Origin of the sequence: Streptomyces stoeckheimensis, from assembly GCF_045822005.1 — a bacterium.
Lineage (GTDB): Bacteria > Actinomycetota > Actinomycetes > Streptomycetales > Streptomycetaceae > Streptomyces > Streptomyces stoeckheimensis.
On sequence record NZ_CP169550.1, the window covers coordinates 1,752,625 to 1,773,432 of the forward strand.

At 73.7% G+C, this 20,808-nt stretch carries 18 protein-coding genes and 2 pseudogenes; 7 read left to right on the plus strand and 13 right to left on the minus strand.

What is annotated here, in order from left to right; translation table 11 throughout:
- Positions 1 to 135: 135 nt before the first annotated feature.
- Together ACE1OC_RS08280 and ACE1OC_RS08285 are read right to left on the minus strand one after the other, a co-directional pair.
- Positions 136 to 787: pseudogene (locus ACE1OC_RS08280) on the minus strand (transposase family protein); the annotation flags it as partial.
- Between the two features lie 40 nt (positions 788 to 827).
- Positions 828 to 2,797 (minus strand): annotated as a pseudogene (locus tag ACE1OC_RS08285) (DUF5107 domain-containing protein).
- 112 nt (positions 2,798 to 2,909) lie between these two features.
- On the opposite strand from ACE1OC_RS08285, the gene ACE1OC_RS08290 reads away from it, so the two are divergent.
- On the plus strand, positions 2,910 to 3,461 hold the full coding sequence (locus ACE1OC_RS08290; protein WP_407836455.1) for a DinB family protein: 552 nt from the start codon (positions 2,910 to 2,912) through the stop codon (positions 3,459 to 3,461).
- A gap of 74 nt (positions 3,462 to 3,535) precedes the next feature.
- On the opposite strand, the gene ACE1OC_RS08295 is transcribed toward ACE1OC_RS08290, so the two are convergent.
- Together ACE1OC_RS08295 and ACE1OC_RS08300 are read right to left on the minus strand one after the other, a co-directional pair.
- The gene (locus ACE1OC_RS08295) at positions 3,536 to 4,435 is read right to left on the minus strand and encodes an arginase family protein (RefSeq protein ID WP_407836456.1); all 900 of its coding nucleotides are present in this window, start codon (positions 4,433 to 4,435) and stop codon (positions 3,536 to 3,538) included.
- A 4-nt stretch (positions 4,436 to 4,439) separates the two neighbouring features.
- A complete protein-coding gene (locus ACE1OC_RS08300; RefSeq protein WP_407836457.1) occupies positions 4,440 to 5,039 on the minus strand; it encodes a GNAT family N-acetyltransferase in 600 nt (199 codons plus the stop codon).
- 34 nt (positions 5,040 to 5,073) lie between these two features.
- Between ACE1OC_RS08300 and ACE1OC_RS08305 the strand changes: the two genes are divergently transcribed.
- A complete protein-coding gene (locus ACE1OC_RS08305) occupies positions 5,074 to 5,829 on the plus strand; it encodes a hypothetical protein (RefSeq protein WP_407836458.1) in 756 nt (251 codons plus the stop codon).
- Between the two features lie 90 nt (positions 5,830 to 5,919).
- Here the strand turns inward: ACE1OC_RS08305 and ACE1OC_RS08310 are convergent, their stop codons facing one another.
- The 6 genes from ACE1OC_RS08310 to ACE1OC_RS08335 all read right to left on the minus strand — a co-directional run bounded on the left by ACE1OC_RS08310 (position 5,920) and on the right by ACE1OC_RS08335 (position 12,796).
- Positions 5,920 to 6,165: a DUF1049 domain-containing protein gene (locus tag ACE1OC_RS08310; RefSeq protein WP_407836459.1), complete on the minus strand. Its 246-nt coding sequence runs from the start codon at positions 6,163 to 6,165 to the stop codon at positions 5,920 to 5,922.
- 33 nt (positions 6,166 to 6,198) lie between these two features.
- The gene (locus tag ACE1OC_RS08315; protein WP_407836460.1) at positions 6,199 to 8,208 is read right to left on the minus strand and encodes a prolyl oligopeptidase family serine peptidase; all 2,010 of its coding nucleotides are present in this window, start codon (positions 8,206 to 8,208) and stop codon (positions 6,199 to 6,201) included.
- On the minus strand, positions 8,205 to 9,578 hold the full coding sequence (locus ACE1OC_RS08320; RefSeq protein WP_407836461.1) for a M20/M25/M40 family metallo-hydrolase: 1,374 nt from the start codon (positions 9,576 to 9,578) through the stop codon (positions 8,205 to 8,207). Before ACE1OC_RS08320 ends, ACE1OC_RS08315 begins: the two co-directional genes overlap by 4 nt.
- A complete protein-coding gene (locus ACE1OC_RS08325) occupies positions 9,571 to 10,404 on the minus strand; it encodes a M55 family metallopeptidase (RefSeq protein WP_407836462.1) in 834 nt (277 codons plus the stop codon). Before ACE1OC_RS08325 ends, ACE1OC_RS08320 begins: the two co-directional genes overlap by 8 nt.
- Before the next feature lie 111 nt (positions 10,405 to 10,515).
- Positions 10,516 to 11,049, minus strand: a complete 534-nt coding sequence (locus tag ACE1OC_RS08330; RefSeq protein ID WP_407836463.1) for a rhodanese-like domain-containing protein — start codon at positions 11,047 to 11,049, stop codon at positions 10,516 to 10,518.
- A gap of 112 nt (positions 11,050 to 11,161) precedes the next feature.
- Positions 11,162 to 12,796, minus strand: coding sequence for an FAD-dependent oxidoreductase (locus tag ACE1OC_RS08335; protein WP_407836464.1), 1,635 nt, complete (start codon positions 12,794 to 12,796; stop codon positions 11,162 to 11,164).
- A gap of 192 nt (positions 12,797 to 12,988) precedes the next feature.
- Here ACE1OC_RS08335 and ACE1OC_RS08340 point away from each other — a divergent pair, with 192 nt between their 5' ends.
- Positions 12,989 to 13,258: a metal-sensitive transcriptional regulator gene (locus ACE1OC_RS08340; protein ID WP_250753899.1), complete on the plus strand. Its 270-nt coding sequence runs from the start codon at positions 12,989 to 12,991 to the stop codon at positions 13,256 to 13,258.
- A 111-nt stretch (positions 13,259 to 13,369) separates the two neighbouring features.
- Here the strand turns inward: ACE1OC_RS08340 and ACE1OC_RS08345 are convergent, their stop codons facing one another.
- A complete protein-coding gene (locus tag ACE1OC_RS08345; RefSeq protein WP_250753902.1) occupies positions 13,370 to 13,813 on the minus strand; it encodes an SRPBCC family protein in 444 nt (147 codons plus the stop codon).
- A 74-nt stretch (positions 13,814 to 13,887) separates the two neighbouring features.
- Positions 13,888 to 14,208, minus strand: coding sequence for a hypothetical protein (locus ACE1OC_RS08350; protein WP_407836465.1), 321 nt, complete (start codon positions 14,206 to 14,208; stop codon positions 13,888 to 13,890).
- A 419-nt stretch (positions 14,209 to 14,627) separates the two neighbouring features.
- Between ACE1OC_RS08350 and ACE1OC_RS08355 the strand changes: the two genes are divergently transcribed.
- The 3 genes from ACE1OC_RS08355 (at position 14,628) to ACE1OC_RS08365 (ending at position 17,957) form a co-directional block, all read left to right on the plus strand.
- Positions 14,628 to 15,662, plus strand: a complete 1,035-nt coding sequence (locus tag ACE1OC_RS08355; protein WP_407836466.1) for an Rv2578c family radical SAM protein — start codon at positions 14,628 to 14,630, stop codon at positions 15,660 to 15,662.
- A 159-nt stretch (positions 15,663 to 15,821) separates the two neighbouring features.
- Positions 15,822 to 17,405, plus strand: coding sequence for an alpha/beta hydrolase (locus ACE1OC_RS08360; protein WP_407841510.1), 1,584 nt, complete (start codon positions 15,822 to 15,824; stop codon positions 17,403 to 17,405).
- A gap of 36 nt (positions 17,406 to 17,441) precedes the next feature.
- Positions 17,442 to 17,957, plus strand: coding sequence for a RidA family protein (locus ACE1OC_RS08365; RefSeq protein ID WP_407836467.1), 516 nt, complete (start codon positions 17,442 to 17,444; stop codon positions 17,955 to 17,957).
- Positions 17,958 to 17,988: 31 nt separating this feature from the next.
- Here the strand turns inward: ACE1OC_RS08365 and ACE1OC_RS08370 are convergent, their stop codons facing one another.
- Entirely contained in the window at positions 17,989 to 18,558 is a 570-nt protein-coding gene (locus tag ACE1OC_RS08370) for a HEAT repeat domain-containing protein (RefSeq protein ID WP_407836468.1), read from the minus strand.
- Positions 18,559 to 18,985: 427 nt separating this feature from the next.
- On the opposite strand from ACE1OC_RS08370, the gene ACE1OC_RS08375 reads away from it, so the two are divergent.
- Positions 18,986 to 20,806 (plus strand): 3-hydroxyacyl-CoA dehydrogenase family protein, encoded by a 1,821-nt coding sequence (locus tag ACE1OC_RS08375; protein WP_407836469.1) that lies wholly within the window; start codon positions 18,986 to 18,988, stop codon positions 20,804 to 20,806.
- Positions 20,807 to 20,808 lie beyond the last annotated feature (2 nt).

Here is a 20,808-nt window from a genome sequence, read left to right on the forward strand (position 1 = left end):
GCTAGTCACTTGGTGAGGTCGCCCGCGATGCGGTCCGTGCCGGTCTCGACGGTCACGTCGTGTTCGCGGCGGGTGGTGTCACGGCGGACGATCTCGTATCCGCCCTCGTCCAGGACAGGTTCCCGGGCGAAAGGTGTGCTCGACGCGGGCTCGGACCCGTCGGTGTTCGGTGTTGTCCTCCTCCTGGCCGCGCAGGAGAGGGCGTCCTGCTCGTCTCGGTGCGGGACGATCAGCCCGGTGCCCAGGTAGGCGCCGTCCGCGATGACCGTCGTCCCGGCCGCTGCGACGGGCAGGTCAGACTCCCGCCAGACGTGGGCGTCGGCCTTGTTGCCCGGTGCCGGGCGGGCGCTCGCGACGACCAGACGGCTGTCCGCGTCGATGATGACCTGCACGTTCGCCGAAAACCGGTAGTTCCTCGACGAGGCACCAACCGTGCGGTCGCGAACGGGGATCAAGGTTCCGTCCACGATCCACAACCGTTCGACGTCGGCGACGGGCCGCGGTGCCGGCTCCAGCGCGAGGAGCGGGCCGAGCTTGTTGATCACCCGGCAGACGGTGGCCGGGGAGATCCCGAAGAGCGGAGCGAGCTGCCTCATGGTCAGGTTCGTGCGGTAGTACACGGCCACCAGCAAGCACCCGGTCGGGCAGCGGCAGGCACCAGGACGGCCCCGCCGGGCCCGTTTCCGCCCCGCTCCCGCACCACCTTCACCAGCTTCACGAACCGGTCGATCCGCAAGCCCGTGAACGTCTCCACCCATACCTGCTCAGCCCGCAACACCCCACCCATACAAGAGGAATGCCCCATCACGGATGTTCTGCAACAACCTTTAGTCCCCCGGCGGGCGCATCCGGAAGTTGTACGCGGCCGGGAGCGGGCGGTCCGTGAGGGTGGACCAGACCTCCGAGAGGATCTCCTCGCCCTCGCGGAGGTCGGGCAGTTCGAAGCCCTCCTCGAAGACCCGGCGGGCCGCGCCCACATGGCCTTCCGCCGCGAGCAGCCGGGCCGCCGACAGCCGAAGCGGCCCTCCTCCCGCAGTGCGGGGCGCAGCCGGTCCCACACCGCGCGGGCCTCCGGCAGCAGCCCCGCCGCCAGCAGGGAGGCCAGCGCCTCCCGGCCCAGCGCCGATTCTGCGGCCAGCCAGCTCGCGCCGCCCCGGCTCTCCTGGGTCAGGTCCTCGAAGGCCTCGGCGTACCAGCGGGCCGCCCGGGCCGGGTCGCCGGCCAGGTCGTCGGCGACCGCCAGGCACCGCAGCAGCGGCCAGCGCGAGGGGGCCAGCGCCAGCCCGCGCTCCCAGCTGCGTACCGCCTGGGCGATGTCCCCGGCGTGCCACTGGGCGACCCCGAGGTGGTACTCGGTCAGCGGGTCCGCCTGGGCCGTCTCCAGCATGTCCCGCCAGTGCGGGGCGACCAGGCTCGGGCCGGGCGGAGTCACCCGGCGCGGGGTGGGGAAGACCCCGCTGCGCCACAGCTCCAGCCAGGGGGCCTGGTCCTCGCCGAGGGTGTCCTCGGCGAAGGGGGTGCCGGGCAGTTTGTGGCCCCCGCACAGCACCTCGAGAGCGCCCCAGCCGGAGCCTGCCGCCAGCCGCTCCCCCGGTTCGGTGTCGGCGCACCCGCGCCACGCCTCGTACGCCGCGTCCACGGCCGGACCGGGCAGCGCGGACTCCAGCGCCGTGCCCGCCGCGGTGCGGGCCGCCGCCCAGTCGTCCCCGTGCACGGCGACGGGGTCCGCGGACAGGGCCCCGTAGGCCTCCAGCCAGCTGAACTCCGCGCCCGCCTCAAGACGTACGTGCTCCAGCTGCGTCCGGGCGAGCCCGGCCTGGATCTCCGCGTACCCGCCCGTGCCGGGCTCGGTCAGCCACTCCTGCCAGCGCCGGCCGCCCTCGCCCGCGCCCCAGACGAAGAGCTTGCGGCCGCGCAGCCGGGCCGTCGAGGTCTGGACGAGTCCCCGGCCGTCGGCGTCGAGGGAGGCGATCCAGGGCCGGGTCCCGGCCTCGACCTCGTAGAAGAAGTCGGCGGGGTACGTGCTGCGCAGCGGGTACGTACGGTCCGCGCCCTCCCATCCCGGTACGGGGATGCGGCGCAGGGAGCGTTCGTACCCGAAGTGCCAGGCCTCGTCGGCCGGGGCCAGGACACGGGTGCCGGCCTCCTCGGGCACGGCGATGTTGGACCACCAGTAGACGGGGGCGGGCCGCTCGTGCGGGTTGCGCACGCGGACGCCGACGTAGAGGAACTCCGAGTCCTCGGGCAGCCACAGGTCGACCTGGAAGGGCAGGTCGCGCAGCCGCTCCCATTCCCAGAGCCGCACCATCACTCCCCCGTCGGGCGCCGGGACGAGCGCCGCGTGCAGCGGTGCACAGGAGAGGGTGGTGTGGCCGGTGGCGCCGAGGTTCCACTCGATGCCGCCGGAGAACCAGGCGCCGTTCAGGGCGAAGTTCGCGGGCTGGAACACCGGGTTGCGGTAGAGCAGTTCGCGTCCGGTCGGGAGGTGGACGAGCGAATGGATCCGGCCGCCGAGGCCGGGCAGGACGGTGACGCGCAGGTGCGCGTTCTCGATGACGATCGTCTCGAAGTCCCGCTCGGTGCGCTGCCGTTGGTAGCCGTCCCGGATCCGGACGGGGAGCAGCGAGCGCAGTGGTTCGTACCCGATCTGGCGTGCCATGTCGCGCGGCAGGCCCTCGCGCGAGCGCTCGTCCAGCGTGTGCACGCCGTCGGACTCGCGGAGGGCGGGCAGTGGGTTCTCGGGGCCCAGCGGGGCTGCGGGGAGGGTCAGTACGGAGCGGCGGACGGTGGTGGCCATGAGGAAATGGAACACGCCAAGGCCGCCGGTGCACAGGGATTCGGCGGATCACCACCGGTCAGGATTACGCAAAGCCTGGTGGGGCGTGGGCCGGTGATCGACAATGAGGTCCATGAGCGTACGGAGCAGACGGGGACAATTGTTCGGCGGGGAGGCGACGGAGAGCCGGATCACCGCGCATGTGAACGCCGGCGAACGGGACATGCTCGCCGGGATGTTGGCGGCGCAGCGCGCGACGCTGGAGCTCAAGTGCTCGGGCCTGGGGGCGGAGTTGGCCGAGCGGTCGGTGGAGCCGTCCACACTGTCGCTGCTCGGGCTGGTACGTCACCTCGCGGACGTGGAGCGCCGCTGGTTCCGGCGGGTGCTGGCCGCGCAGGACGCCCCGGCCCTGTTCTCCTCGCCGGACGATCCCGACGGTGACTTCGACGGGGCGGTGTCCGATCCCGCGGTGGTCGAGCGGGCGTGGGAGGCGTGGCGGGCGGAGGTGGCCTTCGCAGAGCGGTTCACGGAGTCGGCGCCCGACCTGGAGGTGTCCGGGAAGGACGGGTGGCTGGGCGAGGTCCCGCTGCGCTGGGTCCTGGTCCACATGATCGAAGAGTACGCGCGCCACAACGGCCACGCGGACTTGCTGCGCGAGCGCATCGACGGCGCGATCGGGGTCTAACCCCGATCACGACCGCCGGGCAGGGCGAGGGGGTGTCCTTCGGATCGGGCCGGGCTCGATCCGAAAGACACCGCCTAGCCGAAGGCCCCCGCCACCAGGTCAGCGAGCAGGGCTCCGGCCCGCCCGTCCGGGTCCAGGTCCGGGTCGTAGATGGTGACGTTGAGCCCGACGCAGCGCGGGGAACTGATCAACACCCCGAGCAGTTCGGCGAGTTCGTCGGGGATCAGGCCACCGGGGTCGGGGCTGTCGACGGCCGGCATCACGGACGGGTCCAGTACGTCGGCGTCCAGGTGGACCCAGAACCCGGCGGTGGCCGGGGGCTGCAGCCCGGTCAGCGCGGTACGGGCCACCGGCCCGGCGCCGCGGTCGCGGATCGCCCCGACCGTGGCGGCGAAGATGCCGGCGGCGCGGAGCTCGGGGAGGTCCGGGTCCCCGTCGCGCAGCCCGAAGAGCCGGACGTCCTCGTCGCGCACGTAGGGCCCGAGACCCTCCAGGTCGGCGAGGTCCGCCTGGCCGCGGCCGGTGGCGAGCGCCAGTTCCTCGCCGCCGGCCGCGCCCACGGGCCCGTTGACGGCCTCGTTGCCGGGGTGCCGGAAGTCGGCGGACCCGTCGATCGCGGCGATGCCGTACCGGCCGAGGCGCCGCATGGCCAGGGACGCGCCGAGCTGGATGGAGCAGTCGCCGCCGAGCACGACGGGGAACTCCCCGGAGCGCAGGTGGTCCTCGATCCGGTCGGCGAGGGCGACGGTGTACGCGGCGAGGGGCCCGGCGTGGAACACCCCGTCCCCCTCCTTCCAGTCGCCCCGGTCGTAGCGCGGCGGGACGACCACCCCGCCCTCGCGCGCGCCGAGGCGGGCCAGCAGGCCCTGTTCCCGCAGGGCCCCGGCCAGCTTGTACACGCCGGGAACGGCGCCCGGGGCCGGGGGGCGGAGCCCGAGGTTGGACGGTGCGTCGAGGAGCACGAGGGTTCGCATGCACTCATCCTGTGCGATGCGGGACCCCGGGACATGGCATTTCGGCCGTGATCGCCCACCGTTCGTGGTCCCGCCAGGCGCCCTTGACGTGGAGGAAGTCCGGCGACAGCCCCTCCAGCCGGAAGCCGAGCCCTCGGACGAGGGCGATCGAGGCGGCGTTTCCCGGCTGGATGTTGGCCTCCAGCCGGTGCAGTGCGAGACCGTCCGCGGCGAAGGCGTGGCCGACGGCCAGGCCGAGCGCCTCCCGCATCAGCCCCCGGCCCGCCGCGTGGGCGAAGGCCCCGTAGCCGAGCGCGCCGCAGCGGAAGGCGCCGAGGACGATGTTGTTGACGTTGACGAAGCCGGCGATCGCGCCCGACTCCCGCTCGCACACGAGGAATCCGGTCCTGCCCGTCGCGGCGGCCGCGGCCGCGCCCCCGGTCGCGCCGGTGATCAGCGGGGCGGCGTACGCCTCGTAGGCCTCCACCGTCTCGGGCGGCGACAGCCACGGGTGGTGGAGCTCCCGGCTCTCGCGCACCCGGGCGGTGAACTCGGCGCCGTCAGTGTGCCGGTAGGGCCGCAGCCCGATCCGATCACCCTCGGCGAGGTACGGAAAATACGCCATCGCCCCAGGCTAGGGCCTGTGGCAGGATCCCGATGTGATCATCACCCCGAACACCGAAGAGCTCCTCCTCGCGGCCGCGTACAACAACGCCGCGTGGTGCGCCGCAGTCTGCCGCGACGGCGGCTTCACCGCCCAGGCCTGGAGCAGCCCCCGCCCGACCCCGCTCTACTACCCGGACGCCGTGACCCTCACCCGGGACACCGACACGGCCGCCCTGCTCGGCGGGATCGACACCGGCGCGCCGCACGCCTCGGTCAAGGACAGCTTCGCCGTGCTCGACCTGGCTCCGGACGGCTTCGAGGTCCTCTTCGGCGCCGAGTGGATCCACCGCCCGGCCTCCGCTCCCGCCGCCGCCCCGGCCCCCGCCCTGACGTGGAGCCGGATCTCCGGTCCCGCGGAGCTGGAGGCGTGGGAGACGGCCTGGGACGGCGAGGAGAGCACCGGCCTGTTCCACCCGGGGCTGCTCACGGGGGATGCGCGGGACGCACGGGGTGCAGGGGCTACGGAGAAGACCGAGGAGATCGCCTTCCTCGCGGGGCGGGACGCCGAGGGCCGGATCCTCGCCGGGGCCGCTGCCAACCGCACCGGCGAGGTGGTCGGCATCTCCAACGTGTTCACCGCCGAAGGCACCCCGGACGACGAGGCCTGGGCGGGCGCGCTGACCCTGACGGCCTCGCTCTGGCCCGGCCTGGCGCTCGTGGGCTACGAGTCGGGGGACGACCTCGACACGGCGCTGCGCCACGGCTTCACGGCCATCGGCCCGCTGCGGGTCTGGGTCCACTCGGGCTGACCGCCGTCCCGGCCCCCCGCCACGGACCGGCTACGGGCTCGGCGGGGCGTACGGGGCTGCGGCCCTACGGGGCTGCGGGGCGTACGGGGCCTACGGGGCCCGCTGCTTGCGCCGCCGGGCGAAGTAGACCCCGCACAGTCCGCCCAGCACCGCCGCGATCAGCAGGGCGACGTACAGCGGCATCGTCACCTGCGGGATCAGCAGCCGGATCTTGGTGGGGCGGGTGTTCTCGAAGATGAACACCAGGGTGAGCACCGCGAGCGCCGCGATGCCCGCGCGCCCCGGGGTGATCTGCGCGCGGCCCTTGCCGCTGCCCTTGGACGTGTGGGAGCTCATGGTCCCATCGTCCGGCCGCGGCGTCCCGGGGGCTCAGTCGGACAGGGCCAAACGGGGGATGTCCGCCCGCTCGAACCCGAACACCTGCGCGTACAGCGACAGCTCCGCCTCCAGCGCCCGGACCATCGTGTCCGCACGCCGGAAGCCGTGCCCCTCGCCCTCGAAGGCCACGTACGCGTGGGGCACCGAGCGCCCGCGCATCGCGGCCAGCAGCCGCTCCGCCTGCGCGGGCGGGCAGACCGGGTCGTCCAGGCCCTGGAGCAGGACGAACGGCGCGGTGATCCGGTCGGCGCGGGCCACCGGGGAGCGCTCGCGGCTGCGCAGGGCCAGGGTCTGCGGCGGTCCGGCGAGGCCGTCGATGTAGCGGGACTCCAGGTCGTGGGTCTCGGCGGCGAAGCCGGTCAGGTCCAGGACCGGGTAGATGATCGCCGCGCAGGCGTACAGGTCGGTGGACGCCAGCGAGGCCGCGGCCGTCCAGCCGCCCGCGCTGCCGCCCCGGATCGCGAGCCGGTCCGGATCGGCGGTGCCCTCGGCGGCGAGGGCCCGCGCCACGGCGGCGCAGTCCTCGACGTCGACGACGCCCCACTGTTCGCGCAGCCGTTCCCGGTAGGCGCGGCCGTAGCCCGTGGAGCCCCCGTAGTTGACTTCGACGACGCCGATGCCGCGCGAGGTGAAGTAGGCGATGTGCAGGTCGAGTACGGGCGGCACGTGGTCGGTGGGGCCACCGTGCGCCCACACCACGTACGGGGGCAGCTCGTCGGCCCGGGCGCGCAGCACAGGGTGGTGCGGCGGGTAGACGTGGGCGTGGATCTCCCGGCCTCCCCGGCCGAAGAAGGTCCTGCTCTGCGGCTCCGGGTAGTACGCGGGGTCCGCCCGGTCGCCCGCCTCCGGTGAGCCGCGGCCGCCCACCACCCGGGCGTGCCCGGTGGCCGTGTCCAGCTCCACCACCTCGTACGCGCTGCGCGGGCTGGCCGCGACCCCGTAGACCCGGCTGCCGCTGACGGCGAGCGTGGGCTGCCAGGCCGTCCACGGCCCGGCCGCGTCGACCAGGTCCCCGCTCTCCGGGTCGAGCACGCCGAGCACCGAGGAGCCCCGGCCGTGCAGCACGGCGACGAGCCCGTCGGGGAGCGCCGCGATCCAGCGCAGCCCGGACTTCCACAGCGGGCCGCCGAACTCCTCTTCCCTGGGGCAGAGGTTGACGGCCTCGCCCGTCTCCCGGTCCACCCGGTACGGGTTCCACCAGCCGCCCCGGTCGCTCACCGCGAGGAGGCTTCCGCCGGTGGTCCACTCGACCTGGGCGACGGCCTCCTCCGGTCCGCCGAGCACGGTACGGGGCTTCGCGAGCCGGCCGTCCGGGGTGACCTCGGCGAGCCTGAGCTCGGTGCCGTCCCACGGCATCCGGGGGTGGTCCCACACCAGCCAGGCCGCCTGCCGCCCGTCCGGGGAGATCCGGGGCCCGGTGCTGAACCGGTACCGGTCGTCGGTCAACTCCCTGACGAGGGAGCGGTCTTCCGCGGCAGACCCGTCCAGCGGTACGGCGGCCAGTACGCGGCGCACATCGGTCGGCGCAGTTCCGGTGAACTCCTCCAGCACGCACCAGACTTCGCCGTCCCGCAGCACCGGGTCGGCCCAGCGCAGCCCGCCGCCGACCACCGAGACGGGAGTCAGGGGCCGCGGCGCCGGGCCGCCGGGTGCGTCCGGCTCGTACGCGTACAGCCGCTGGTCGGCGAAGTGGACGAAGACCACCAGCGGGCCGCCCAGGGGCCGTTCGGCGCCCGCCCAGGGCAGGCCGCCGTACTCGGTGACCCGGCTGCGCACGTTCCACGGCGCGGGCAGCGCACAGGCCGCGGGCCCGCCGTCCGCGGGCCGGCGGACCAGGGCGCGACGGCCGCCTTCGGCCGGCCGGGGCACCGTCCACCACACCTCGGCGCCGATCGCGCCGACGTACTCCGGCCTTCCGTCGAGGGAGGCGGCGAGCCCGGCGCCGATCGGCGAGGGCCAGCTGCCGTAGGGGGCGGTTCCGTCGCCGCGCGGGGTCTTCACAGTGCGCGCAGGGCTCGGTCGAGGACGCGGACCCCGAAGTGCAGGGCGTCGACGGGCACCCGCTCGTCCACTCCGTGGAAGAGGGACCAGTAGTCGAAGCCGGGGGGCAGCTTGAGCGGGGAGAAGCCGTAGCCGGTGATGCCGAGCCGGGAGAACTGCTTGGCGTCGGTGCCGCCCGCCATGCAGAAGGGCACCACGTGTCCCTCGGGGTCGAAGGCCTCGACGGACTCGCGCAGGATCCCGTACGTCCGCCCGTCCACGGGGGCTTCGAGGGCCACTTCGCGGTGGTGGAACTCCCAGTGCACGTCGGGGCCGGTGAGTTCGTCGAGGGTGGCGATGAACTCGGCCTCGCCGCCGGGCAGCATCCGCCCGTCCACGTACGCGGTGGCGGTGCCCGGGATGACGTTGAGCTTGTAACCGGCGCTGAGCATGGTCGGGTTGGCGCTGTTGCGGACGGTCGCCTCGACGAGGGCGCCGGCCGGACCGAGCTTGTTGAGGATCTGGTCGAGCTGGAATTCGGGGGCCCTCGGGTTCACCGACATCCCCTGGAGGGCGGCGAGTTCGGTGATGCAGGCGGTGACGGTGTCGGTGAGGCGGACCGGCCAGTCGTGCTCGCCGATGCGGGCGACCGCGGCGGCGAGCCGGCTGACCGCGTTGGCCCGGTTGGGCTTGGAGCCGTGTCCGGCGGTGCCGGTCGCGGTGAGCTTCAGCCATGCGGTGCCGCGCTCGCCGGCGGCGATCGGGTAGAGGGCCTGTCCGGGGGCGGCGTGCACGGTGAAGGCCCCGGATTCGCTGATGCCCTCGGTACAGCCTTCGAAGAGCTCGGGGTGGTGGTCGGCGAGGAAGCCCGAGCCGTCGATCGCGCTGTCCTCCTCGTCGGCGGTGTAGGCGATCACGATGTCCCGCCGGGGTCTGACGCCGGCCCGCGCCCAGGCCCGTACGACGGCCAGCACCATCGCGTCCATGTTCTTCATGTCGACGGCGCCGCGGCCCCAGACCACCCCGTCGCGGACCTCGCCCGAGAAGGGGTCCACGCTCCAGTCGGCGGCCTCGGCCGGGACCACGTCGAGGTGGCCGTGGACCAGGAGGGCGGGGGCGGTGGGGTCGGTGCCCGCGATCCGGGCCACCACGTTGGTGCGGCCCGGGGTGCGCTCCAGCAGCGCGGGCTCCAGGCCGATGGCGGCCAGCCGCTCGGCGACGTACTCGGCGGCCGGGCGTTCCCGGCAGTCGCCGCCGCCGCGGTTCGTGGTGTCGATGCGGATCAGGCCGGAGGTGAACTCGACGGCCTCGTCGAGCGCCACGCCATCAACGCAGTCGACGGGCGTACCGGTGACACCGACACCGGCGCCCTGCTCGGACATGTCAGCCATACTGCTCCTCCACCGCTGCCGAGACGATCGTCGTGACCGCCTTGAAGGTCCGGATCCCCTCGTACATCGTCCCGCTGGTGTACCCGACCCTACGCTCGCCCGAGCGCTCGACTCCGGGCACCACCGTGGCGGCCATCGCCAGGTGCTCGGCGTCGAACTCGACCTCCACCGCGAACGGCCCGCCCCGTACCGGTTCGTACCGGACGGCGAGGGCGGCGGCCTCCTTGGCGGCGGCCCGGATGTCGGCGGCCGTACGGGCCGGGGTGCGGCAGACGGCGGCGTAGCGCGAAACGTGGTCCTTGACGGCGACCGTCAGCGCGTCCGGGGCGTAGCCGGCGGCGTCGGCGCAGGTCAGGTCGTCTCCGGTGACCAGGACGACCGGGACCCCGTACTCGGCGACCACGTGTGCGTTGAGCAGTCCCTCGCTGGCGCGGGTCCCGTTGACCCAGACCCCGGTGATGGAGTTGGCGAGGTAGGTGTGGGCGAGCACGCCCTCGGCGCCGGCGCCCGTGTGATAGCCGACGAAGGCGATGCCGTCGACGTCCCCGTACTGGACGCCCTCGACCATGGAGAGGGACTTGTGGCGGCCGGTCAGCATCTCGACGCGGGCGTCGAGCCGCTCCAGCAGCAGGTTGCGCATGGTCCAGTGGGCCTCGTTGACGAGGACCTGATCCGCCCCGGCGTCGTAGAACCCGAGGACGGCGGCGTTCACGTCGGAGGTGAACAGGGTCCGGCAGCGTTCCCACTGCGGGGTCCCGGGCAGCACGTCGGCGGGCCAGGTGACGCCGGTGGCGCCTTCCATGTCGGCGGAGATGAGGATCTTCATCGGGCCCCCGGGCGGTCGGTTGCGCTGGGGCCCCACCCTAGCCCTCCGACCCCTGCCGGACCTCGGGGCCGTCACTCCGGGCGCGCCGCGCGCCCCGCATCCGGACCCGGATCAGCGCCTGTTGTACGGCAGCCGGGCCAGCAGTGAGCCCATGGTGCAGGTGTCCGAGAGCGCGGAGAACACCAGGCCGGCCGCCACCCCGGCGGACAGCAGCAGGGCGGCCGGGTGGAGGAGCCCGCCGGCCAGTCCCGCCAGGACCAGGGTGCCCGCGGCCAGCCGGACCTGACGGTCCATCGCCCAGGGCGCGGCGCCCCGGCCGACCCCCTCGGGCCTTTCCAGTGCGCCGCCCGCCCGCTGCCAGGCCGAGGTGCCCCCGGACAGCGAACGCGCGGTCAGGCCGTGCCCGGCCAGTGTCCGGCACGCCTGGGCCGACCGGGCGCCGGAGGCGCAGACGACGAGCAGCGCGGCCTGCCCGGTCCGCAGTTCCTTCAGGGCCGAGGGCATCCGGTCCAGCGGAACGTTGCGGGCGCCGGGCAGGTGCCCGCCCGCGAACTCCGCCGGGGTGCGCACGTCGATGACGGTGAACTCGGAGAGCCGGGCGCGGGCTTCGGCGGGGGCGATCTCAACGGCGGGTACGGATGCCATGGGGGTTCCTTCGGTGGGGAAGCGGGTCGGGAGACGGCGGAGCGGCCGGCGGGGCGGCGGGCGAGGCGGCGGGCGACGGGCGGCGGGGCGGACGTCCGGCGGGCCGGGTGCGTCAGGCGGCCGCCGCGGCGGTACCGGCCGACCAGGTGAGCCACCCGCCGTCGAGGTTCACGGCATCCAGGCCGAGGTTGCGCAGCAGCCGGACCGCGGTGTGCGCACGCTGCCCGCCCTGGCAGTAGACGGTGAGCGGCCGGTCCGCGGGCAGCTCGCCGATGCGGTCGCGCAGCTCGTCCAGCGGGATGTGCACCGAGCCGGGCAGGTGCCCGCGCTCGTGCTCGGCCTTGGTCCGTACGTCGACCGGGAGGCCGTGGCCGCCGTGGCCGCCGTCGCCCGCGTCCCACTGGACCGTCGGGGTGGTGCCGGTCAGCAGGTTGTCGGCGAGGTAGCCCAGCAGGTTGACGGGATCCTTGGCGGAGCCGTACGGGGGCGCGTAGGCCAGTTCGAGGTCCGCGAGCGCGGTCACGGGGAGCCCGGCGGCCATCGCCGTGGCCAGTACGTCGATCCGCTTGTCGACTCCGTCGGAGCCGACGGCCTGGGCGCCGAGGATCCGCAGGCTCTGCGGATCGAAGAGGAGTTTCAGCGACAGCGGCGCGGCGCCGGGGTAGTACCCGGCGTGCGATCCGCCGTGCAAGTGCAGGGTGCGGTACGGACGGTCCTCGCGCCGGAGCTCCTTCTCGGCCCGGCCGGTCGCGGCCGCCGTCAGACCGAAGACCTGCACGATGGCGGTGCCCTGCGCGGGCACGGCCGTGACGGTCCGCCCGGCGAGGGTGTCGGCGGCGATCCGGCCGTGCCGGTTGGCGAGGTTCGCGAGCGGGATCAGCCGGGTCCCGCCGCCGTGCGCGTGCGTCTTCTCGGCCGCGTCGCCCACGGCGAGGATGCGGGGATCGCTGGTGCGCAGCGCCCCGTCCACCCGTATCCCGCCGTGCGGGCCCAGCTCCAGCCCGGCCGTCACGGCGAGTTCCGTCTCGGGGCGGACGCCGACGGCGAGCAGCACCAGATCGGCCGGAACCCGGTCGCCGTCGGCGAGCTCCACTTCCCGCGGCAGCACCCGCACGGCCCGGGTGCCCAGCCGCAGGTCCACGTGGTGGGCCCGCAACTCGGCGGCGACCGGCTGGGCCATCTCCGGGTCGAGCGGGGGCAGGACCTGCGGGGTGGCCTCGACCAGGGTGGTGGCCAGGCCCCGGTGGCGCAGGTTCTCGGCGGCCTCGACGCCTATGAACCCGCCCCCGATCACCACGGCGGTCCGGGCCCCGCCCGCCAGGGCGGCCAGGATGCCGTCGAGATCCTCGATGTCGCGCAGGGTGTGGGCCCGCTCGATGCCCGGCACCGGGGGCACCACCGGGCGGGCGCCGGGGGCCAGGACCAGCCGGTCCCAGCTCTCCTCGTAGACCCGCCCGTCGGCGAGGTCGCGTACCCGCACCAGCTGTCCTTCGCGGTCGACGGAGAGGACCTCGTTGCGCACCCGGACATCGAGGGCGAAGCGGCGGGCGAGACTGTCGGGGGTGTGCAGCAGCAGGTCCGCGCGCTCCTCGATGACCCCGCCGAGGTGATAGGGCAGACCGCAGTTGGCGAAGCTCACGTACCCGCCGCGCTCCAGGACGACGATCTCCGCCTTCTCGTCCAGGCGGCGGAGCCTCGCCGCGGCCGACATGCCCGCCGCGACTCCTCCGATGACGACGACCTTCATGGGATCACCCTTGCCCCTCACTCGACCTCGACACCCCCGGGGGTATCCGGGTGATGAGTAGACGATACCCAGGGGGGTATTGAAATTGCAAAAGCGAACCGACCGCCACCTCTCGACGCATACCCGTCCGGGTATCGTGGAGGGCCTACGCGAGCACGGACTCGCGGATCGGAACGACAGAAGGCGGGCGCCGTGAAGGTGGAAGAGGAAGCGTCGGCCGCGGTGCTGAACCGGCTGCGCCGGGCGCAGGGTCAGCTCTCCGGAGTGATCGCGATGATCGAGAGCGGCCGGGACTGCAAGGACGTGATCACCCAGCTGGCAGCGGTCTCCAGGGCCCTGGACCGGGCGGGGTTCAAGATCATCGCCTCGGGCATGCGCCAGTGCCGGGAGGACGGCGAGGGCGGCCAGGAAGCGCCCCTCACGGAGGCGGAGCTGGAGAAGCTGTTCCTCTCCCTGGCCTGACCGCACGAAAGCCCGCGACCCGGGCCCCGGCAACGGGGCGCGAGGCGCGGGCAGCTCAGTTCACCCGATCCGGTGAGGCCCGACCTGCGGCCTCACCGGCAACGACCTTGCTCAGCCCTCGACTTCGGTGGCCAGATTGGCCAGAACAGCGTCGTAGATGCGACCGAGACCCTTGGGCGCGAAGGTGCGCTCGAAGAAGCCGCCGATGCCGCCCGCGCCGTTCCACACCGTGGTGACGACGGCCTTGGACTTGCCCTCGCCCGCCGGGGTGACCGTCCAGGTGGTGACCATGGAGGAGTTGCGGTCCTTCTCCACGAGCTGGCCGTCGGTGGGCTCGGTGACCTCCAGCAGGCAGTCGCGGACCCGCTTGCTCGTGGCCTGGAGCTTCCAGTGGACGAGGGTGCCCTCGCCGTCGCCGCCCTCGCGCACCTCGTACTCGCTGAAGTGCTCGGGCAGCAGCTTGCCCCGGGTCCCGGTGTAGTCGGCCAGCGCGTCGAACACGGTCTCCGCGTCCGCCCCGATGATGCGTTCCGTGGTGGCCTCGACCTGCGCCATGGCTTTCCTCCAGCAGTTGTGATCGCTCGTCACGGCGAAGCCAACCACCTCCGGGGCGGCCGCCCAAATCCGGGTCAGAGATGGCAGCGCACGGAGACGGGGAGGGTGTCCCCGGGCAGCGCCTCCAGGTAGCGCGACACGGCCCGCGGGGACGGCTCCGGGAGGGGCGGGGGATGCGGGCAGGACTCCGGGCCCTCGCAGGCGCCGTGGACGGGCTCGTCCTCGCCGTACCACCAGCCGCCGGGGGTGAGCACGTAGGGGTGCCAGGGCAGGGCCTCGGTCTCCTCGGACGCGAACTCCTCCCGCCCGAGGGCGCCGACCGTGTGGGCGGCGCCCTCGTAGAGGATGCCGCCGCCCAGGTCGTAGCCCCGGTGTGCGGCCTTCAGGGCGGCCACGCCCTCGCGGTAGGCGAGGACCAGCGGCTGGGCGTCGAAGGCGGCCCGGGCCTGCGACCACTCGCGGAGCCGGGCCCGATACTCGTCGGGGTTCGCCCAGGGTTCGTCCGAGACCTCGTACTGCGGTTCGGCCGGCGGACGGCAGGCGGAGAGCTCCCGCCACAGGCCCCAGGCCGCACCGGCCAGGGCGGCCCCCTCGGCGCGGACCTCGGCGAGGGCCAGCGCCTCCCGGGGGCCACCGGCGCACCAGCCCGGGCGGCTGGGCCCCGGCCTCGCCCGGGAGGCGCACCACGATGCTCATCCCTGCCATCCGGCGAACCTCCCACACGGACATCGGCGCGATCGAGCAGATCATCACCCCGCACGATCATGGGAACACATGTTCTATTCTCGGGGCGAGCTACCGAGGGAGGCGCACCATGCGCTGGGACAATCTGACCGAGGGCCCCACGGGCCCGGCCGCGCTCTTCGGCGCCGACTCCGTCGTGACCCGCACCTTCGACACCCCAGAGTTCCGCGGGATCACGTTCCACGAGGTCCGGGCCCGGTCGATCGTCAACCGGGTCCCCGGCGCCTCGCGGATGCCGTTCGAGTGGACCGTGAACCCGTACCGGGGGTGCAGTCACGCCTGCGTGTACTGCTTCGCCCGCAAGACGCACGGATATCTCGACCTCGACACCGGGATCGGCTTCGACTCCCAGATCGTCGTCAAGACCAACGCCCCCGAGCTCGTGCGCCGCGAGCTCGCCTCGCCCCGCTGGACCGGCGCGCACATCGCGATGGGCACCAACGTGGACTGCTACCAGCGCGCCGAGGGCCGGTACCGCCTGATGCCCGGGATCATCGAGGCGCTGCGGGAGCGGGCCAATCCCTTCTCGATCCTCACCAAGGGCACCTTGATCCTGCGCGACCTCCCCCTCATCCAGGAGGCCGCGGCCGTCGCCGACGTCGGGATCTCCGTGTCCGTCGGCTTCACCGACACCGCCCTGTGGCGCACGGTCGAGCCCGGCACCCCCTCCCCCGCCGCCCGGCTGCAGGCCGTCCGCACCCTCACCGACGCCGGCATCGAGTGCGGGGTGCTCATGGCCCCGGTGATCCCCTTCCTCGGCGACTCCCCCGAGCAGCTGCGGGCCACCGTCCGGGCCGTCGCCGAATCGGGTGCGACCTCCGTGACACCCCTGGTACTCCATCTGCGCCCCGGGGCGCGCGAGTGGTTCACGGCCTGGCTGGGCGAGCACCACCCCCACCTGGTCGAGCGGTACGCGCGGATGTACGCGGGCGGCTCGTACGCGCCCACCTGGTACCAGCGGATGATCACCCGCCAAGTCCACGAGCTCGCCGCCGAATTCGGCATCGGCCCCGGCGGCCGCGGACCGGCCCGGCGGATCGTCGTACCGGAGCGGCCGGACGGGCCGACGCCCGCGCCCGGGCCGACCCAGCTCAGCCTGCTCTGAGCACCCGTACGACCGTACGACCGACTGAAGGGTCATCACATCGGGCCAATCGGAGCCCCAATCCCCCCTTCCGAGCACAGGTTCCGGGACGATTCCGCCCAGAACCCTCGGCTGGGAGGCCCCATGCTGTACCCGACGCTGCACCCGACGCTGCGCCCGATGAAGGAGAGCAAGCCCGGTCCCGCCCTGAGGCGCGCCGCCGTCCTGTTGGCCGTGTCCACCCTCGCCGCCGCCCTGGCGAGCCCGATCACGGCCGCGGCACCGGCAGCGGCAGCGACGGCCCCGGCCGCCGAGGCCCTGAAGTGGTCCAACTGCGCGACCTCCCGCTACCCGACGCTCCAGTGCGCCTCCCTCAAGGTTCCCCTCGACCACGACAGCCCGGCCGGCCGGCAGATCTCCCTCGCCCTGACCCGGGTCCCCCACACGGCCGCCCGCTCCCAGGGCCCGCTGCTGGTCAACCCCGGCGGGCCCGGCGGCAGCGGCCGCACTCTGGCCGGGTTCATCGCCTCCGCACTGCCCAAGGACGTGGCCGCCCAGTACGACGTGATCGGCTTCGACCCCCGGGGAGTCGGCAAGAGCGAGCCCGCCCTGGACTGCGGAGCGGGCCACTTCACACCCGTACGGCCCGACTCCGTACCGCTGGACGAGGAGACCGAGCGGGCCAACCTGGAGCGGGTGAAGTCCTTCGCCGAGTCCTGCCAGACCAAGCACGCCGACGTCCTCCCGCACATCGGCACCGTGTCGGCGGCCCGCGACCTCGAAGTGCTCCGTACCGCCCTGCGCGCGGACAAGCTGAGCTACTTCGGCTACTCCTACGGCACCTACCTGGGCGCGGTGTACGCCAAGCTCCACCCCGACCGCGTGCACCGCCTGGTCCTGGACTCCGTCGTCGACCCGGCCGGGGTCTGGTACGAGGACAACCTCGCCCAGGACCAGGCCTTCGACTCCCGCCACAAGGCCTTCATGGCCTGGGTCGCCCGGTACGACGCCACGTACCACCTCGGCACCGACCCCGCCGAGGTCGAGGCCCGCTGGTACGAGATGCGGACCGCGCTGCGCACGGCCCCGGCGGGCGCCAAGGTGGGCCCGGCGGAGCTGGAGGACACCTTCATGCCGGGCGGCTACTTCAACGGCTACTGGCCCCACCTGGCGACGGCCTTCGCGGCGTACGCGGTGGAGGGCGACCCGAAGCCGCTGGTCTCCGCGTACGAGAAGTTCGGCGCGGTGGAGCCCTCTGCGGGCAACAGCTACAGCGTGTACACCGCCGTGCAGTGCCGGGACTCGGCCTGGCCCAGGAACTGGAACCAGTGGCGGGCCGACATGTGGCGCACGCACGCCAAGGCCCCCTTCATGACCTGGAACAACGCCTGGTACAACGCCCCTTGCGCGTTCTGGCCGGGCGAGCCGCTCCAGGCCCCGGACGTCACCAACTCGGCGCTCCCGCAGGCTCTCCTCTTCCAGGCGACCGAGGACGCGGCGACCCCGTACGAGGGTGCGGTGAGCATGCGGCGCAAGCTCGCGGGCTCGGCGCTGGTGGTCGAGGAGGGCGGCGGCAACCACGGCATCGCCCTGAGCGGCAACAAGTGCCTCGACGAGAAGCTGGCCTCGTACCTGCTGACGGGCAAGGCCGCGGACGCCGTCTGCCCCGCCCAGGCGGCCCCCACCCCGATCCCGGCGACCCGCGCGGTCCCGCCGTCGGCGGGCGGCGCGGCCCTCCACGGCCTGCTGGGTTTCCGGAGCTAGGGGTGCCCTAGCCGTACAGCGGGCAAGATCGTGCCCATGAGCACCTCACAGGACAACCACCTCACCCGCATCGCCGCGCCCGAGGGCGTGGCCCCGGGCACCGGCTACAGCCACGTCGTCTGGGGCACGGGCCGGTTCGTCGCCGTGTCCGGACAGTGCGCCTTCGACGAGAAGGGGGAGCTGGTCGGAGAGGGCGACGCCGCCGCCCAGGCCCGGCAGGTCTTCGAGAACCTGCGCCGCTGCCTGGCGGCTGCCGGGGCCGGCTTCGAGGACGTGGTGAAGCTGACGTACTTCGTCACGGACGTCGCCCACCTCCCGGCCGTACGGGAGGCCCGTGACGAGGTGATCGCCCCGGACCGCCTCCCGGCCTCCTCGGCGGTCCAGGTGGCGGCGCTGTTCCGGCCCGAACTGCTGATGGAGATCGAGGCCTTCGCGGTCCTCCCGGAGCCGGCCGGGACCGGGTCGCACTCCGGGCCCGAGACGGAGACCGGGTTCCGGACCGGTCCCGGGGCCGGCTTCGGCACCGGGTTCAAGACCGGCTTCGCCGGCTGAGGCCCGGCGTCGCCAGCTGACGCCCGGCTCGCTAGCTGACGCCCAGCCCCCGCAGGGCCGCCGTCGCCGCCACGGCCAGCCGGGGGTGCGACTGGGCCCGGGTCAGGACCTCCCGGGCCCGCTGGTCGGCCAGCGCGCCCAGCCCCTCCACGCAGGCCAGGGCCACCCGCCAGTACGGGTCGTGCGGTGCGAGCAGCCGCGACAGGGTGCGGATCAGCGCCGGGGCGGACTCCGGGGCGCGCAGCGCCGCCAGCAGCCGGACCGGGTGCAGGGCGTAGGCCGTGCGCAGTTCGTTCGTGGCCAGTGCCGCCGCCGCGCGGGCGGTGCGCGGGTCCCCGAGGACGGCCAGGGCCTGGGCGGCGGCCTCGCAGCGCGGCGGGTCCCGGTGGTTGAGCAGCAGGACCAGGGATTCGAAGGCGCGCCGGTCGCCGGCCAGCCCCAGCCGGTACGCGGCCAGTTCGCGGGCCCACAGGTGCTGCCCGGCGGAGGTCAGGGAGGCCGCCAGGCCGTCCGCGTCCGCCGCGAGCAGCGCCGCGTACTGCTCCTCGCCTCCGGGAGCCTGCCCGGCTTCGGCCCGCAGGCGCTCCAACACGTCGTTCACCCGGCCACCCTAGGGGGCCGCGACGGCCGCCGCGCCGGGTTCTCGAGAGCCGGTTGATCGATGATCGATGATCGGTACATTTGGGCGGTACAGGTCACATCTCCGCGCTCTGGCGGACCAGTTACCAACGGGTTACTGTCCCTACAACACGTACGAGGGCGGCCTGGTGACGCAGCCACCTCGTACCAGTCGGTTCTGCACGACCACACTTCTCCACGGCGTGACCCCGGGACAGGGCTCCGCCGTTTCCGCCCTCAGGGCTGCTTTCCTCAGGGCTGCTTCCCTCCGGGAGTCTCCGGAATCCCCGGGACACCCCCCGGGCTTCTCCGCACGGCCTTCTCCGCACGGCTTCTCCGTACGGCATCCGCGCGCGCCGTGCGCTCCGCGCGCCCCCTCAGTCGTCACCCTCTTCCACTGGAGTCCCGCGATGGACCTTCCGTCCACGTCCAGTCAGTCGTCCCCCTCCCGCCCCGCCCTGCAGACGATCGCCGTCGTCGGCCTCGGCACGATGGGCTCCGGCATCGCCGAGGTCCTCGCCCGGGCCGGCCGCGAGGTCATCGGCATCGACGTCAGCGAGGCCGCCGCCCGCCGGGCCACCGCGGCCCTCGCGGCGGCCACGGCCCGCTCCGTCGCCAAGGAGCAGCTCACCGAGCAGGAGCGCGAGGCGGTGCTCGCCCGCTTCCGCACCTTCTCCGAGCTCGGCGCCGCCGCCGACGCCGACCTCGTCATCGAGGTGGTCCCCGAGTCCTACGAGCTCAAGCAGCGGATCTTCCGCGAGCTCGACGCGATCGTCCGGCCCACCGCGATCCTGGCCACCGGCACCAACGCCCTGTCGGTGACGCGGATGGCCGCCGAGTCCCAGCGCCCGGAGCGCGTGGTCGGCCTGCACTTCTTCAACCCGGTCAGCGCGATGAAGCTGGTCGAGGTCGTCTCCAGCGTGCTGACGGCCCCGCCGGCGGTCGAGGCGGTCACCACGCTGGCCCGCGAGCTCGGCAAGGAGCCCGTCGCGGTCGGCGACCGCCCGGGCTTCGTCGCCGACGGCCTGCTGTTCGGCTACCTGAACCAGGCCGCCGCCATGTTCGAGGCGAAGTACGCCTCCCGCGAGGACATCGACGCGGCGATGAAGCTGGGCTGCGGCCTGCCGATGGGCCCGCTCGCGCTGCTCGACCTGATCGGCGTGGACACCGCCCGCACCGTCCTGGAGGCCATGTACACGGCCTCGGGCGACCGGCTGCACGCCCCGGCCCCGATCCTCGGCCACCTCGCCGAGGCGGGTCTGACCGGGCAGAAGTCCGGGCGCGGGTTCTACACGTACGAGGCCCCGGGCAGCCAGGTCGTCGTCCGTGACCTGCAGACCCCGCCGGACGGGGAGCTGGTCCGGGCGAGCCGTCCGGTGAACTCGGTCGGCGTGGCCGGTTCGGGCACCATGGCGAGCGGGATCGCCCAGGTCTTCGCGCAGGCCGGCTTCCCCGTGGTGCTGGCGGCCCGCAGCCAGGAGAAGGCGGACGCGGCGAAGGCCGCGATCGGCAAGTCGCTGGCCCGTGCGGTGGACCGTGGCCGGCTGACGGCGGAGGCCGCCGCCGCCACCGTGGGCCGGATCACGGCGGCGGGCTCGCTGGACGCCTTCGCCGACGTGGACCTGGCCGTGGAGGCCGTCGCCGAGGACCTGGAGGTGAAGCAGGAGCTGTTCCGGGCGCTGGACAAGGCGTGCAAGCCCGGTGCGGTGCTCGCCACCACGACCTCCTCGCTCCCGGTGATCGCGATCGCCCGCGCGACCTCGCGTCCCGAGGACGTGATCGGCATGCACTTCTTCAATCCGGCTCCGGCGATGAAGCTGGTCGAGGTGGTCCGGACCGTCCTGACCGCCGACGACGTGCACGCGACGGTCCGCGGGATCTGCGGCCAGGTGCGCAAGCACGCGGTGGACTGCGGGGACCGGGCCGGCTTCATCGTGAACGCGCTGCTGTTCCCGTACCTCAACAACGCGATCAAGATGGTCGAGCAGCACTACGCCGGCATCGACGACATCGACGCGGCGATGAAGCTGGGCGGCGGCTACCCGATGGGGCCCTTCGAGCTCCTCGACGTGGTCGGCCTGGACGTGTCGCTGGCCATCGAGCAGGTCCTGCACAAGGAGTTCCGCGACCCGGGCCTGGCCCCGTCCCCGCTGCTGGAGCACCTCGTCGCCGCGGGCTGCCTGGGCCGGAAGACCGGCCGCGGATTCCGTGAGTACGCCCCCCGCCGGTAACC